Annotated in this window: 12 protein-coding genes; 5 read left to right on the plus strand and 7 right to left on the minus strand. The window is 58.4% G+C overall.

What is annotated here, in order from left to right; translation table 11 throughout:
* The first annotated feature begins 14 nt into the window (after positions 1–14).
* Positions 15–1,217 carry an 8-amino-7-oxononanoate synthase gene (gene bioF / locus ACONT6_RS00265; protein ID WP_428819907.1) on the plus strand — a complete coding sequence of 401 codons (1,203 nt, stop codon included), beginning with the start codon at positions 15–17 and terminating at the stop codon, positions 1,215–1,217.
* Positions 1,214–2,788 (plus strand): malonyl-ACP O-methyltransferase BioC, encoded by a 1,575-nt coding sequence (bioC, locus tag ACONT6_RS00270; RefSeq protein ID WP_428819908.1) that lies wholly within the window; start codon positions 1,214–1,216, stop codon positions 2,786–2,788. The genes bioF and bioC overlap by 4 nt, the downstream gene beginning before the upstream one ends.
* A gap of 43 nt (positions 2,789–2,831) precedes the next feature.
* Here the strand turns inward: bioC and ACONT6_RS00275 are convergent, their stop codons facing one another.
* Entirely contained in the window at positions 2,832–3,647 is an 816-nt protein-coding gene (locus ACONT6_RS00275) for a cyclase family protein (protein ID WP_428819909.1), read from the minus strand.
* 135 nt (positions 3,648–3,782) lie between these two features.
* Between ACONT6_RS00275 and ACONT6_RS00280 the strand changes: the two genes are divergently transcribed.
* A complete protein-coding gene (locus tag ACONT6_RS00280) occupies positions 3,783–4,889 on the plus strand; it encodes a winged helix-turn-helix domain-containing protein (RefSeq protein WP_428819910.1) in 1,107 nt (368 codons plus the stop codon).
* A gap of 17 nt (positions 4,890–4,906) precedes the next feature.
* Here the strand turns inward: ACONT6_RS00280 and ACONT6_RS00285 are convergent, their stop codons facing one another.
* From ACONT6_RS00285 to ACONT6_RS00310, 6 genes are all read right to left on the minus strand, one after another.
* The gene (locus ACONT6_RS00285) at positions 4,907–5,569 is read right to left on the minus strand and encodes a DUF6515 family protein (protein WP_428819911.1); all 663 of its coding nucleotides are present in this window, start codon (positions 5,567–5,569) and stop codon (positions 4,907–4,909) included.
* 190 nt (positions 5,570–5,759) lie between these two features.
* Positions 5,760–6,764 (minus strand): agmatinase, encoded by a 1,005-nt coding sequence (speB, locus tag ACONT6_RS00290; protein ID WP_428819912.1) that lies wholly within the window; start codon positions 6,762–6,764, stop codon positions 5,760–5,762.
* Positions 6,765–6,994: 230 nt separating this feature from the next.
* Complete coding sequence (gene nspC, locus ACONT6_RS00295; RefSeq protein ID WP_428819913.1) at positions 6,995–8,188, minus strand: carboxynorspermidine decarboxylase; 1,194 nt, start codon at positions 8,186–8,188, stop codon at positions 6,995–6,997.
* Between the two features lie 64 nt (positions 8,189–8,252).
* Positions 8,253–9,446: a saccharopine dehydrogenase family protein gene (locus tag ACONT6_RS00300; RefSeq protein WP_428819914.1), complete on the minus strand. Its 1,194-nt coding sequence runs from the start codon at positions 9,444–9,446 to the stop codon at positions 8,253–8,255.
* Positions 9,447–9,485: 39 nt separating this feature from the next.
* Positions 9,486–11,408: a biosynthetic arginine decarboxylase gene (speA, locus tag ACONT6_RS00305; RefSeq protein WP_428819915.1), complete on the minus strand. Its 1,923-nt coding sequence runs from the start codon at positions 11,406–11,408 to the stop codon at positions 9,486–9,488.
* Positions 11,409–11,805: 397 nt separating this feature from the next.
* On the minus strand, positions 11,806–12,552 hold the full coding sequence (locus ACONT6_RS00310; protein ID WP_428819916.1) for a DUF6515 family protein: 747 nt from the start codon (positions 12,550–12,552) through the stop codon (positions 11,806–11,808).
* A 238-nt stretch (positions 12,553–12,790) separates the two neighbouring features.
* Between ACONT6_RS00310 and panC the strand changes: the two genes are divergently transcribed.
* Positions 12,791–13,639: a pantoate--beta-alanine ligase gene (gene panC / locus ACONT6_RS00315; RefSeq protein ID WP_428819917.1), complete on the plus strand. Its 849-nt coding sequence runs from the start codon at positions 12,791–12,793 to the stop codon at positions 13,637–13,639.
* Between the two features lie 12 nt (positions 13,640–13,651).
* Positions 13,652–14,038, plus strand: a complete 387-nt coding sequence (panD, locus tag ACONT6_RS00320; protein WP_428819918.1) for an aspartate 1-decarboxylase — start codon at positions 13,652–13,654, stop codon at positions 14,036–14,038.
* Positions 14,039–14,173 lie beyond the last annotated feature (135 nt).

Raw genomic sequence — 14,173 nt, forward strand, 5'->3', positions numbered from 1 at the left:
CCCGGTCAGCGGTTTTGACCACGAGTCTCCAATCCTACGTACAGCAGCGCCTCGACGAGCGTCGGGCGCAGCAGCTGTATCGCGAGCACAAGATCCTCGCCGCGGCACCCAATCCGGCCGCAGTGGTGGATGGCCGTGAACTGATTACCTTCAGCAGCAACGATTACCTGGGCCTCGCAGCGCACCCGGAGGTCATCCGTGCGCAGCAGCGCGGCGCCGAGCTCGGTGCCGGTGCCACCGCCTCCCACCTGGTGAATGGCCACCTAGAGATCCACCAGCAGCTGCAGCAGAAAATTGCCGAGCTCACCGGCCGCGAAGCGGCGCTGTTGTTTGGCAGTGGCTATATGGCCAATGTGGGGGTAATCGGTGCGCTGGTGGGGCGCGGTGATTTTGTGGTGCAGGATCGGTTGAATCACGCGTCGCTGATCGATGGCGGCCGCCTGTGCGGCGCGCAGTATCTGCGCTTTGCCCACAACGACCTCGATGCCCTGGAGCGTCAGTTACAGCGCGCCCGTTCACAGTGTGGTGACGACGGAAAAATCCTGCTCGCGGTGGACGGGGTTTACAGCATGGACGGTGACACGGCGCCTCTCGCCGCAATGGCTGCCCTGTGCGAGACCTACGACGCCTGGTTGATGGTGGACGAGGCTCACGGGTTTGGCGCCATGGGCAGTGTGCAATTCCCCAGTGCCGGCAGCGTTGCCGCCGCCGGACTGGATCAGGATGCCGCGCCGGTGGTGATGGGCACGCTCGGCAAGTCGGCGGGTAATGGCGGCGCCTTTGTTGCCGGTTCCCGCGAACTGATCGATTACCTGGCCCAGTTTGCCCGCACCTACGTGTACACCACTGGCATGCCGCCGGCAGTGGCGGCGGGCAGCCTGCGCGCACTGGAACTGATGCAGGAACTGCCGCTGCAGCTGACCCTGAACGAGCGCATCGCCTATTTTCGTGCGCGCGCCGCAACACTTGGCCTGTCTCTGGAAGCTTCCACTAGCGGGATTCAACCGCTGGTGCTCGGTTGCGAGAAGACCGTGCTGCTGGTTGCGGAGCGGTTGCGACAGGCGGGGTTTCTGGTCGGCGCCATACGCCCACCCACGGTGCCGGTGGGCACCGCGCGTTTGCGGATCACGCTTTCGGCGGCGCACTCGGAATCCCAGATTGACGCATTGCTGGCTGCGCTGATGGCGGCACTGGAAAGCGTGGAGTTACCCGCATGAGTGCCATCCGGAATATCGCGCTGATACACGGCTGGGGAGGGGACTCCCGCTGCTGGGAGCCGCTGCTTGAAGCCATGGGCACAATGACGCAAGCGGTGCACTGTATTGACCTGCCGGGTTTCGGCGAGCGCGCGGCACAACCGTGGCCGCAGACCGAACAGCTTGTGGCAGAGCTCGAGGCGCAGCTGCCACAAGACTGCCTGTTAGTGGGCTGGTCCCTGGGCGGTATGCTGGCGGTGCAACTGGCCGCGCGCTCGCGCAAAGTGCGCGCGCTGGTGACCATCGCCGCGAACGCCAGTTTCAGCGAGCGCGACCAGTGGCCCGGCATGCCGCAAGCCGTATTTGAAAATTTCTGTGTAGCGCAGCAACAGCAACCGGAAAAAAACTGGCAGCGCTTCTGCGGACTGGAGGCGCGCGGCGATAGTGAAATGCGCGGCCTTCTGAAAACCCTGAAAAGCTGGCAGCCCACCGAATTTCCGCTGAGCTGGAATCGCTCGCTGACCTGTCTGGGAGAAATCGACAACCGTCATCTGCTGCCGGCACTGGAAATACCCGCATTACATATCTTCGGCGAACAGGATGCACTGGTGCCGGCTGCCGCCGCACAACAGCTGCGCAACCTGAAGTGTCCGGTAACCATGGTGCAAGGCGCGGGGCATTGCCCGCACCTGAGCCGCCCGGCGGAAGTGGCAGCGCTGGTTAAAGGTGTGCTCGACGAAGGCGAATCTGTCCCGCTGGATAAATCCGCGGTAGCCCGGGCATTCGGGCGCGCAGCCCACAGCTATGACGCTGCAGCGCATTTGCAGCGCGCGGTATGTCGCGCGCTGCTTAATCGCGTTGACGAACACTGCAAACCGAAGCGAATTCTCGACCTCGGCAGTGGCACCGGTTATGGCAGCGCCCTGTTGCGCAAGCGCTTCCCCGATGCGGAAATCATTGCTCTGGACATTGCGCCGGCCATGCTCGCGTTTGCGCGGGAAAATCGCCCCCAGGCCAACGCATATATTGCGGCCGATGCGGAACAGTTACCGCTGCAGGATGGCTGTATCGATCTGGTGTTTTCCAGTTTCGCGTTGCAGTGGTGCTACAAGCTGCCGCAGCTGTTTGCCGAGATACAGCGTATTCTTGCCGACGACGCGCGGGTGCTGATTTCCACGCTGGTCCCGGGCACACTGCAGGAACTTGAGGACAGCTGGTCCGCGGTGGATGGGGATATGCACGTGAACCGTTTTCTGCCCGCCGGAGATTGGCAGCAGGCCTGCGCGAGCAATCAGCTGGGCGGCCTGTTGCATACGGAGCAGCGGGTACTGCACTTCGATACGGTAACCACGCTGATGCGGGAGCTGAAGAGTATCGGTGCGCACAACGTGAACCGCGCTGCGGGCAAGGGGTTGCTCAGTCGGGCGCGCCTGCGCCAATTGACCGAGGCCTACGAAGCAAAACGCACCGATTCGGGGCTGCCGGCGACGTATCAGGTGTTGTATCTCAATCTCGCCCGGTCGGTTAATGGCGCCACCGCACAGCCGGAACTCGGCAACCTGCACGTGGCAACGGGATCGGATCCCGCCTGAATTATTTCCTTTCAACGTTCATTTTCTGGCGCTGGCAGTAAGCTCAGTCTTCCGGCACAAATGCCACCACGCGGGTGGGGCCGCCGCTGCCACCACGGATCTTCATCGGCAGTGCGATCACGGTAAATCCCCGGTCCGGTAGTGCCTCCAGGTTTGCCACATTCTCCAGCGCCGGGATATTGTGCCGGAACAGTATCCGGTGGGTTTTAAACAGGCGCGAAGCGCCGTAATCAATACTCGGGGTGTCCAGCCCCACGGCCTTGATCTTGCGTTTTTCCGCGAGGAATTCTGCGGCCTCTGGTGCCAGCCCGGGGAACTGCAATTTTTCCACTGCCGCCTCGCCCCGCTCCGCGGTACCCATATATTTCATCGGATCCGGCCAGTAGCGGGCGCTGCCGGTATCCAGCAGCACGATACTGTCCACGGGAATTTTTCCGTGCGTTTTTTCCCAGCGTTCAATATCCGCAATGGAAACCAGGTAGTTGCGATTTTCGCCGATGCGGTCCGCCACGCGGATCACGATTGCGGGACCGATCAACTGTTCCAGCGGCAGCTTGTCCACACTGAGCTTGCCGCGGGCGAAATGTACCGGTGCGTCCACGTGAGTGCCGCCGTGTTCCGCTGCTGCGAGGTTATAGGCGGAGTAGAAATATCCCTTGTCGGTTTCACCGTCGAAAACCGTGGACTTGGCAAACTTGTCCGCGGTGGGCCAGTAAATGGTGTCGTCGGCAAAGTCGTGGGAGAGGTCCACCCAGCGTCCATTGCCAAACAGTTCCGGCTGCGCCTGTGCGGGGAGATTCCATCCGAGCAAGAGTATTAACAGTGACACTGTATGCAGCAGGCGTTGCAAAGCAGGCATGAAAATCTCCCTGTTTTCTGTGCATTGCGTATTCGGTGGCAGGTGCTTGAACCCGGGCGCCCAGCGGTGGATAGTAGTCCGCCGGAAGCAAGGCAGACTTCCGCGCAAACCCGCCATCCACGGAAGCCTCGATACTTGAAAGCCTATACCAAAGCGAAGCCGCTGCCAGCGGATTTTATCCGCGCACTGGTGCTGTCACGCCAACAGGTACAGCACCCCTGGACTGGAGATGTGGCCGGTCTGGTGGAACATCTTGGCGCGTTACAGCTGGACGCCATACAGGTGATCACCCGTGCCCATCACCATCAATTATTCACCCGCCTGCCGGGATACCGCGAGGCGCAGCTGGCGGATGCAGAGCAGGCGCGACAGGTCTTCGAATACTGGTCTCACGCGGCTGCCTACCTGCCGATGAATCACTATCGGTTCGCGCGGGTCCGCATGGACAGAATCCGCGAAGGCCAGAAACACTGGTTTGAGAAAAACGACCGGCTCTGCCGCTTTGTGCTCGATCGTATCCGCGCCGAGGGACCGCTCACCGCCAGTGATTTTGTGCGCGCCAAGGGTGGCTGGTGGACGTGGTCCGATGAGAAAAAGGCACTGGAGCAGCTGTTCCACGAAGGCGAGCTGATGGTCAGCCGCCGCGAGGGATTCCAGAAGGTGTTCGATCTGCCGGAGCGGTTGTTGCCATCGGATGTAGAGGCCTCTGCCGCAACGGAACGGGAATACGGAGAACAGCTGGTCCGGGGATTTCTGCGTGCCCACGGCGTAGGGCGGGTGGAGGAAATGCACTACCTGCGTCGCCCGGACAGGGAGCTGGTAAAGAGCGCGGTGGCGGCAATGCTGAAAAGCGGTGAGCTTGTCCCCGCTGGCGATGAGTTGATCCTGGCGGTGGACCGGAAGGCGGATGTGCCGACGCCGCGGCGTATGGTGCGCTTGCTGTCACCATTTGATCCGGTGGTAATACAGCGCAAAAGACTGAAGCGCCTGTTTGATTTTGAATACCAGCTGGAGTGCTACGTGCCCGAGGCAAAGCGTCGCTTCGGCTACTTCTGTCTGCCGATTCTTTACCGGGATCGGTTTGTCGGGGTGGTGGATTTGAAAGCGGATCGCGCTGCCGGCGTATTGCGGATCAAGGCGCTGCACTGGCAGGCGCCGCCCACAAGCGGCCTGGAGACAGGGTTCAACAAGGCGCTCGGCGACTTTGCCCGTTTTCACGGGCTGATCGCCGAGCCGGTATAGGTCTTATACCTGAACGTTTACACCTGAACCACTACGTACACTTCACGGCCGTCGCGCTGGGTGGGCATAAAGTAGTGGCCGCCGTAGCGGTAGTACTGGATGCCGTTGATCACTTCAGCGGTGTAGCCGGCGGGCAGTTCATTGACCACCTGGCCGGGGGAGTAGGCCGGCTGGGTCGCGCCGACCACGGGGGCACTCGCCACCACGGTATTAGCCGGCGGCGGTACCACCACATAGCGGTTTACCCGCGGCTGCCACTGGTAGTAGGAGCTGCCGTACTGGTAGTAAGTGAGCCCGCCGATCTGCACGCGCACTGCACTGCCGGGCAGGGTGAGCACGGCGGCACCCAGGGGAGCCTCCACAACCACGTAGCCGGTGGGTGCCGGGCGGTAGTAATAGCCACCGTGGTAGTAATAGGGGTTACCACCCACGGCCATGGTCATATAGCCGGCAGGCAGAATGGGTACGGTGAAGCCAATGCCGATACGCGGCCCATGGAAGCGCGGTCCCCAATAGCCACGGTGGCGGTAGCCGTGACGGTATCCGTGACGATATACGGGTTTGTGGCCGTGATGGTGACCGCGATGCCCCGAATGCGCGTCAGCCGGAGCTGCAAACGCAAAGGACAGCAGTGCGGCGAGGCCTGTGCTGAACAAAAGGAATTTGAACGTGTTTCTCATGGATCCCCCGCGAGCGAGTACTTACTATCTGTGCAAATAATAACCGTAATCGCCAATCTGCGCTACGCAATCCCCCCGGTTCACCGTTAAGAATTGTCAGCTGGTCGCTCCAGTTATCCACAGAACCTGGGCTATGGATAACTGGACGGGCGCCCAGTAGGTTGTGTGGCGCCCCTGTACAGCCTTGCTACTAGGGATGACGGTTGCGCTGCACGATACCCATGAGCTTGTAGAGCAGCTGCGCGGCGCCAAATTCGTAGGCGTGGAAGCCCTCGATGGGGGCGAACTCGAGCAGGTCAAAGCCGATGATTTCCCGCTGTTTTGCCACGGACTCAAACAGGTTGAGCGTCTGGTACCAGCCGAGACCGCCGGGTACCGGGGTGCCGGTGGAGGGGAAGACTGACGGGTCCATGCCATCGATATCCAGGGTAAAAAACACCTGCCTGGGGAAGTCGTCCGGCAACTGGATGGACTGTACCTGGTTGGGCACCAGCTGGTGGGCATCCATATAGCGCACGTTGTACTCGCGGCGTGCTTGCACCTCTTCTTCACAGTAGGCGCGGATACCCAGCTGGTAGAGGGGCACGCCGGCCTCGCACACCAGACGCATGACGCTGGCGTGACTGTGCCGGTGACCTTCGTAGCGATCGCGCAGGTCGGCATGGGCGTCGATCTGCACTACGCCGAAGTCGGTATAACCGGCATCCAGATAGCCCTTGATGATGCCCCAGGTGACGGAGTGTTCACCGCCAATACCCACGGGCATTTTTCCCAGGGTGAGTACTTCACGGGTGGCGTTGGCGATATTGTCCATCACCTGTTCGGCCGGCCCGCTTACGTCCACGGCTTCCCGGGTGTAGATGCCGAGGTCGCAGGGGGTGGAGAAGTTGTCGAAGGTTTCCAGCTGGTGGGAAGCTTCGATGATGGATGACGGTCCCTTGCCGGTGCCGCCGCCGTAGGAGACGGTTTCCTCGTAGGGGATCGGGATAATATGGAACAGGGCGTCCTCGGGCTGGGGCTGCTCGATTTCGGAGCCGAGGAAAATGTTGGGGTCTTCGGTATGCATGGGTTCTTTATAACCGTTTGTGGCGGCGGAGTGACGGGTGCAGGTTTTCAGGACCGCGGTAAACCCATCCCTGGCCGCTGCGTCGCAAACATCCTGTTTGCGACGCTCCTGAAAACCTGCACCCGCCACTCCACCTTCGCTTCATGTTTTCAGCTTCGTAGCATTTGAGTACGCATCCATCTCAAGTGGCTTACGAAGCAATAAGGCCAGATATTAAGGTGAAGTAGCGGGGGAAAGGTTTCAAAAGCGTCGGCGACAGGGACGTATTCCCAGGGGGGCGCCTAGCTCGGTTTTGAAACCTTTCCCCCGGTGCTTTACCGCCACCGCAACTGCTTCAGAGGTCCTGCGGTGGGCTGGCGTCACGAGAGACGAGTTTTAAAGTCCTCGTATCCAAATTCTTTAATCATACGCAACTCATCGGTATCCGAATTCCACAACGCAATCGAAGGCAGTGGAATCCCGTTGAATGTGTTGGTTTTGACCATGGTGTAGTAGGCCATTTCCTCAAACACAATCCGATCACCGATATGCAGCGGCTCGGGAAAGCTGTATTCGCCAATCCTGTCACCGGCCAGGCAACTTTGACCGCCCAACTGGTAGCTGTGCGGCAGTTCTTCCGGCAGCGAGGCACCGGTGATCTCCGGGCGATACGGCATCTCGATTACGTCCGGCATATGGCAGGTGGCGGATACATCCAGAATTGCCTGCTGCTTTCCGTTCCATGTCAGGTCAACTACTTCGCCCACGAGTACACCGCAAAAGAGTGCAACCGCCTCGCCCGGCTCGAGATACACCTGAACATCGTGTTTCTCGGAAAACGCCTTCACCGCGGTAATAAGCTCTTCCACCTGATAGTCGCAGCGGGTGATATGGTGGCCACCACCAAAATTGATCCATTCCAGCTGTGGAATCAGGTCGCCGAACTTTTCCTCTACTGCTTTGATCGTGCGTTCAAGAGGTTTGAAATCCTGCTCACACAGGGTGTGAAAGTGCAGGCCGCTGATACCCGTCAGGTCTTCGCCTTCAAACAGCGAGCGCACGATACCCAGACGCGAACAGGGTGCGCAGGGGTCGTAAATTGCGGTGTGCCCCTCGGAGTGCTCGGGATTAATACGCAGGCCAAACCGCAGTTCCGGACGTTTCTTTTGCGCTTCCAGACAGGTCTGTTTGTAACGCTTCCACTGTGAAAATGAATTGAAAATCACATGGTGTGCGAAGCCCAGGATTTCTTTCAGCTCCTGTTCTTTATAACCGGCACTGAATACATGGACTTCTTTATCGAGGTCTTTTCCTCCGTACTCCTCGAAACCCAGCCTTGCCTCGTTGATCCCACTGGCACAAGTTCCAGAAAGGTATTCGGCAACGATGTGACCGACACTGAACATGGAAAATGCCTTGAGCGCCGCCAGCACTTTTGCACCGCTGCGTTTCTGGACATCCGCCAACACTTCGAGATTGTCGCGCAGGGCAATCTCGTCCACCACGAAACAGGGCGTGGGAACGCGGCTTGGGTCAAAATCACCGAAATAATCTTTGCGGGGCGTCAGATCCATTTAACAATCATCGCTTCTTATATTTGCAAAAATCCCGGATCTCGCGATCCGGGATTGATGGGCATTACACGAAAGGCTTATCCAGCCAGGTTTCCTGCCAGGGCAGGCCGTACTTGTTCAGGTCATCCATAAACGGATCCGGGTCCAGCTGTTCCATATTCCACACGCCGGGTTTCATCCACTTGCCTTCCATCATCATCTTCGCGCCGATCATGGCGGGCACGCCGGTGGTGTAGGAAATGGCCTGGGACTGGACTTCCTTATAGGCTGCCTGGTGGTCGCAGATGTTGTAGACGTAGTAAATCTTGTCTTCTCCGTCTTTGACACCCTTGATAATGTTGCCGATACAGGTCTTGCCCTTGGTCAGCGGGCCCAGGCTTGCCGGGTCTGGCAGCAGCGCCTTCAGGAACTGGATGGGTATAATTTCCTGTCCCTGGAATTCGATCGGTTCGATACTGGTCATGCCGACATTCTGCAGCACCTCAAGGTGCTTGAGGTAGCTGGCGCCGAAGGTCATCCAGAAGCGCGCGCGCTCGATTTCCGGGAAGTGCTTGGACAGGGATTCCAGCTCTTCGTGGTACAGCAGATACAGATCCTTTTCACCAATGCCTTCCGGGAATTCGAATACCCGCTTTTCTTCCATGGGCTTGGTGGTGACCCATTTGCCATCTTCCCAGTAACGGCCATTCGCGGTGATTTCGCGGATGTTGATTTCCGGGTTGAAATTGGTGGCAAACGGCAGGCCGTGATCACCGGCATTGCAGTCAAGAATGTCCAGGGTCTTGATGCGGTCAAAGTGGTGCTTCTTCGCATACGCGGTAAATACACTGGTTACACCGGGGTCAAAACCGCTGCCCAGCAGTGCCATCAGCCCCGCTTTCTCGAACTTGTCCTGGTAGGCCCACTGCCAGCTGTACTCGAACTTGGCCTCTTCCGGCGGTTCGTAGTTGGCGGTATCCAGGTAGTGCACGCCGGTTTCCAGGCAGGCATCCATGATGTGCAGATCCTGGTAGGGCAGGGCCACGTTGATGACCATGTCCGGCTTGACCTTTTCGATCAGCGCGACCATTTCCCCGACGTTATCGGCATCCACTTCCGCGGTGTTGATTTTGCGCGGCAGCATATCGGCGATTTTGTCGCATTTCGATTTGGTGCGGCTGGCGAGGGTAATATTTTCGAAAACTTCCTCAACCTGCGCGCACTTGTGTGCAACCACCTGACCGACGCCACCGGCGCCTACTATCAGAACGTTGGCCATTTTTTTCTCCCTGATCCTGATATTGGGGAAACCAATACATTATTTCTCGAAGTAGGTGTACCCACTCATGCTCGCAGTGTAGGTGTGCAAAATATCCTTACGCTGCTGCGCGGTAATGCGCTTTTCCTTCACTGCCTTTTCTGCCAGCTTGCGGAAACGCTCGAACAGATCCTGCGGTGAGTACTCCACGTAACTCAACACATCGGCAATACTGTCGCCGTGAATTTCGCGACTGTAATCCACTTGTCCCTCATCGTCGATACGCACGCTCACCACATTAGTATCGCCAAACAGGTTGTGCAGATCTCCCAGGGTTTCCTGATAAGCGCCCACCAGGAAGGTACCCAGGATATATTCTTCGCCTTCCTTCAGCGGGTGCAGCGGCAAGGTCTTGCGCACGTCCTGTCGATCGATAAACCGGTCGATCTTGCCGTCGCAGTCGCAGGTGATGTCCGCAATGATCGCCGAGCGGGTCGGCGCTTCGTCCAGACGGTGCACCGGCAGCAGCGGGAACAGCTGATCGATTGCCCAGATATCCGGTAGCGACTGGAACACACTCACATTCGCGTAGTAAATATCGGACAGCACCTCCGGCAGTGCCTGCAGGTCCACCGGAATCTGATCCACTTCGTCCAGCAGTTTGCGGATGCGCTGTGCGCACTGCAAAAACAGGTTCTCCGCCAGTGCGCGATCTCGCAGGCTCACCTGGCCGTGCAGGTAGAGCGCGCGAATCTCATCGCGGTAGTAAAGACCGTCGTTGTAGCTCTCCTGCAGATTCTTCGGTGTCACACTCTGCAACGCATCCTGCAGGTTCTTCAGCATCGGGTGTGCGTCGTCACCGATACTGTCTTCTTCCAGCTCGATCGGCTCGAAACTGGTGGTATCCAGAATGTTGAACAGCAACACCGACGAATAGGCTACCGTGGCGCGGCCGGACTCGGTAATGATCACCGGGTGCTCCACGCCCTCGCTATCCAGGGTACCCATAATGGCCTCGACCACATCCACGCAGTACTCGTCCAGCGAGTAGTTTTTGGAGTGGGTGTAGTTGGTCTTGGAGCCATCGTAATCCACCGCCAGGCCGCCACCCAAGTCCAGATAGCCCATGGCGGCGCCTTCTTCTACCAGATCGGCATAGTAGCGACAGGCTTCGAGAACCCCGGTGCGGATGTCGCGAATATTCGGTACCTGCGAGCCCAGGTGGTAGTGCAGCAGTTTCAGGCAGTGCAGCATCTTGTGGTCGCGCAGCTTGTCGACCATCGCAATCAGGTCGTTACTGCCGAGACCGAAGATGCTGCGGTCGCCGCTGGTGGCATTCCAGTACCCGCCCACTTTACTGGCGAGTTTGACCCGCACACCAATATTGGGCTCTACCTGCTCGCGCTCGGCACAGTGGATGATGGTGTCCACTTCCGACGGAGTTTCCACCACAAAGAAAACCTGCACGCCAAGGCGCTGGGCCTGCAGGCCCAGGTTGATGAACTCTTCATCCTTGTAGCCGTTGCACACGATCAGCGCGTCGGTATTGTCGAGAATCGACAGCGCCGCGATCAACTCCGCCTTGCTGCCGGCTTCCAGACCATGGCCGAACTGGCGACCGGCGCGGGCAATCTCTTCGATTACCTGGCACTGCTGGTTCACCTTGATCGGGAAAACGCCGCGGAATACGTTCTTGTAACCGCTGCTCTCAATCGCGCTGCGGAAAGAGTTGTTGATGCGCGCCACCTGCGCGTCCAGCAAATTCTCAAAACGCACCAGCAGCGGCATGCCGAGGCCGCGTTCGGTAGCACCGTGGGCAATGTCCAGCAGGGAAACAGCATGCAGATCACCGGCGTCGTTTTTTACCTCAACCGTGATCTCACCAGACTGGTTCAAATTGAAATAACCAGCACCCCAATTGCGGATGCCGTAGAGCTCTGCGGAGTCTTCGCAGGTCCAGTTTTCGATCTGTTGTTGTTTCATGGCGCCTTTTTAAGTTGGGGAATCCTTGGGTGCTCTGAGAGTGTATTCCGGAAACAGTTCCCGGGGTGCGTCAGGGGCGCGAATCTTGGGGCCAGTCTTAGTTGAAAGCAATAACTATAGAAAAGAAATTTTGCCTTTTTTAAAAGGTAAAAATTAAATTTTTATTCGGTTTTGTGCTCTGTTTATTTATGCGCAACTTACTGGCGTATAAATTGCCAAGTCTGACTGGAATGGCAGGGTGGGGGTCGGTTGGGAAGTTGGCGTGTGGGGTGGTTGAAAGGCGGGAATAAAAAAAGCGACTCCGGAGAGTCGCCAGGGGTAATAACCGAATTTTCATTCGGTTGTTGGGGTTGGGAGAAATACGATTCCTGTGAGAACGGTTTGCTGCGCTTCCGGTTTAGAAAAATCCGGGGTTGGCGACGACCATATAGCCGCGGCGACGATGATCCCAGCGGTAGTAAGTGTCGTAGGCCACGTAATAACTCAGGCCGTTAAAACTCACACTCATGGCTGCGCCGGGCAGGGTGCGAACAAAGGCGCCGATCGGGGCCTCGGCGACCACATAGCCTGCGCCGTAGGGGCGGTAGAAGATGCCATCGCTGAAGTAGTAACCGAGACCGCCGAAGGTCAGGCTGATATAACTTGTGGGCAGGCGCTTCCAGCGATAGCCGTAGCCGTAGTGTGCCGGACGCCAGCGGTGCTTGTGCGGACGATGGTGCGGACGGTGCGGTCTGTGATGGCCGTAATCTCCCCCCCTGTAACCGTGATCGTGCCCCCGCCCATGTTTGCGATCATGTTTACGATCGTGACGGTTTTTGTCGTAGCGGCGGTCGTAGCCCACGTACTTCAGGTATTTGTGATCATCTTTGCCACGGTGATGGTCGCGGTTGCCACCCTGTCGGTTCTGGTTTTGGCGGCGGTCGTCACGGGCATGGGCGCGGTCCTGGCGACGGTTGCGTTCATCCCGGCGCTTGTTCTCGATATCCCGGATCTTGTTGTGGTGCCGCTCGTTGCGGTCCCGCTGTTGCTGAACGAACTTGCGGCTGTGGTCATTCTTGTGGTGGCGATCGTCCCTGTCCGCCAGTACCGGCCCGGCGGTCAGCAGCAGGCTGGCGGTGGTGATGGCAGTTATCAGTGTTTTCATGGTCGCTCTCCGCAGCCGCTGGGGCGGCTTTCAGGCCCGTTGCCGGGGCTTTCTGTGAATATGGGAGCCAGTTTGCCCTGTGTACACTGAATCCTTCCTGAACCGGATAGAGCGAATTGTTAACTGCGTCGCGAAAACCGAATCTGACCAATGTTTTCAGCGGCAGTCATGCAATTTGTTCCCGCTGGCGGCGGGAGGTAATATGCCGCCCGTGTAAACCTCTGGCGGAACCCCGGCAATGCAAGTCTTTCACCATGTGGCCAGCCTGCGCGATGCGCTGGGTCAGGCCCGCCGCGATGGCAAGACCATCGGTTTCGTGCCCACCATGGGCAACCTCCATGCCGCGCATATCGAGCTGGTTAACCTGGCCCGGCAGCAGTGCGACGTGGTGGTCGTGTCTATCTTCGTCAACCGTCTCCAGTTCGGCCTGAACGAGGACTGGGATACCTATCCCCGCACCATGCAGGAAGATATGGCAAAGCTCCGCGCCGCGGATTGTGACTTCCTGTTCCACCCGGAAGAGAGTGAGATCTACCCCAACGGCATGGATCAGCAGACCCGTGTGGTGTGCCCGGCCATGACCGACGTGCTGTGCGGAGCCAGTCGCCCGGGGCACTTCGAGGGCGTGACCACGGTGGTGGCAAAGCTGTTCAATATTGTGCAGCCGGACAAAGCGGTATTCGGCATCAAGGATTTTCAGCAGCTGGCGGTGATCCGCCGTATGGTGGAAGACCTGTGTATTCCGGTGGAGATTGTTGCGGCGCCGGTACATCGGGAAGACGATGGCCTGGCGATGAGTTCGCGCAATGGCTATCTCACCGAGGAGGAGCGTCCGAAGGTGGCGATACTCAACCAGTCGCTGAACTGGGCGCGTACTGAAATCGAAAATGGCCGCCGGGATTTTTCCGCGCTGGAAGATGCGGCGAAAGCGCGGATCGAGGATGCAGGTTTCAAGGTCGATTACTTCTCTATCTGTAACAGCAAAGATCTGCAGCCAGCGGCACACGATGATCGTGAGATTACGCTGCTGGGCGCCATGTATACCAGCGGCGCGCGTCTGATCGATAACGTTTCTTTGAGTATGTGAGGGCATTCCGTTATGCAAATTGAGATGCTGAAAGGCAAGCTGCACATGGCTGCGGTGACTCAGGCAGAGCTGTGGTATGACGGTTCCTGCGCAATCGATGAAGATCTGGTTGAACTGGCGGGTTTACGCGAGTTCGAGAAAATCGATATCTACAATGTTTCCAACGGCGAGCGTTTTCACACCTATGTGATTCTGGCGGAGCGCGGCTCCGGCATCATTTCCATGAACGGGGCAGCCGCGCGGCGGGTACAGGTTGGCGACCGGATTATCATCGCGGCTTACGCGCAGATGTCCGAGTCCGAGGCGGATGCCTTCAGGCCGAAGCTGGTTTACCTGGATGAACAGAACCGGGTTGAGCGCAGTACCAATACCATTCCGGTGCAGATGGCCGAAGCCTGATCGCGTTCAAGTACCACACCCTCCGGAGCGGCGGCTGTCTGCCGCTGCTCCAAATACCCAGTCCACTGTTTCCCCGACAACCTGATTCGCCATGCCGAAACGTGACCGTTGCAGCCAATTCAGTGCAGGTATCGC

The organism is Microbulbifer sp. MCCC 1A16149, from assembly GCF_050368945.1.
In the GTDB taxonomy this organism is placed as follows: Bacteria; Pseudomonadota; Gammaproteobacteria; order Pseudomonadales; family Cellvibrionaceae; genus Microbulbifer.

Coding starts and splice junctions, on each gene's coding strand:
- bioC (WP_428819908.1), top strand. CDS start 1,214: ATGAGTGCCATCCGGAATATCGCGCTGATACACGGCTGGGGAGGGGAC.
- ACONT6_RS00275 (WP_428819909.1), bottom strand. CDS start 3,647: ATGCCTGCTTTGCAACGCCTGCTGCATACAGTGTCACTGTTAATACTC.
- ACONT6_RS00285 (WP_428819911.1), bottom strand. CDS start 5,569: ATGAGAAACACGTTCAAATTCCTTTTGTTCAGCACAGGCCTCGCCGCA.
- nspC (WP_428819913.1), bottom strand. CDS start 8,188: ATGGATCTGACGCCCCGCAAAGATTATTTCGGTGATTTTGACCCAAGC.
- ACONT6_RS00300 (WP_428819914.1), bottom strand. CDS start 9,446: ATGGCCAACGTTCTGATAGTAGGCGCCGGTGGCGTCGGTCAGGTGGTT.
- speA (WP_428819915.1), bottom strand. CDS start 11,408: ATGAAACAACAACAGATCGAAAACTGGACCTGCGAAGACTCCGCAGAG.
- ACONT6_RS00310 (WP_428819916.1), bottom strand. CDS start 12,552: ATGAAAACACTGATAACTGCCATCACCACCGCCAGCCTGCTGCTGACC.
- panC (WP_428819917.1), top strand. CDS start 12,791: ATGCAAGTCTTTCACCATGTGGCCAGCCTGCGCGATGCGCTGGGTCAG.
- panD (WP_428819918.1), top strand. CDS start 13,652: ATGCAAATTGAGATGCTGAAAGGCAAGCTGCACATGGCTGCGGTGACT.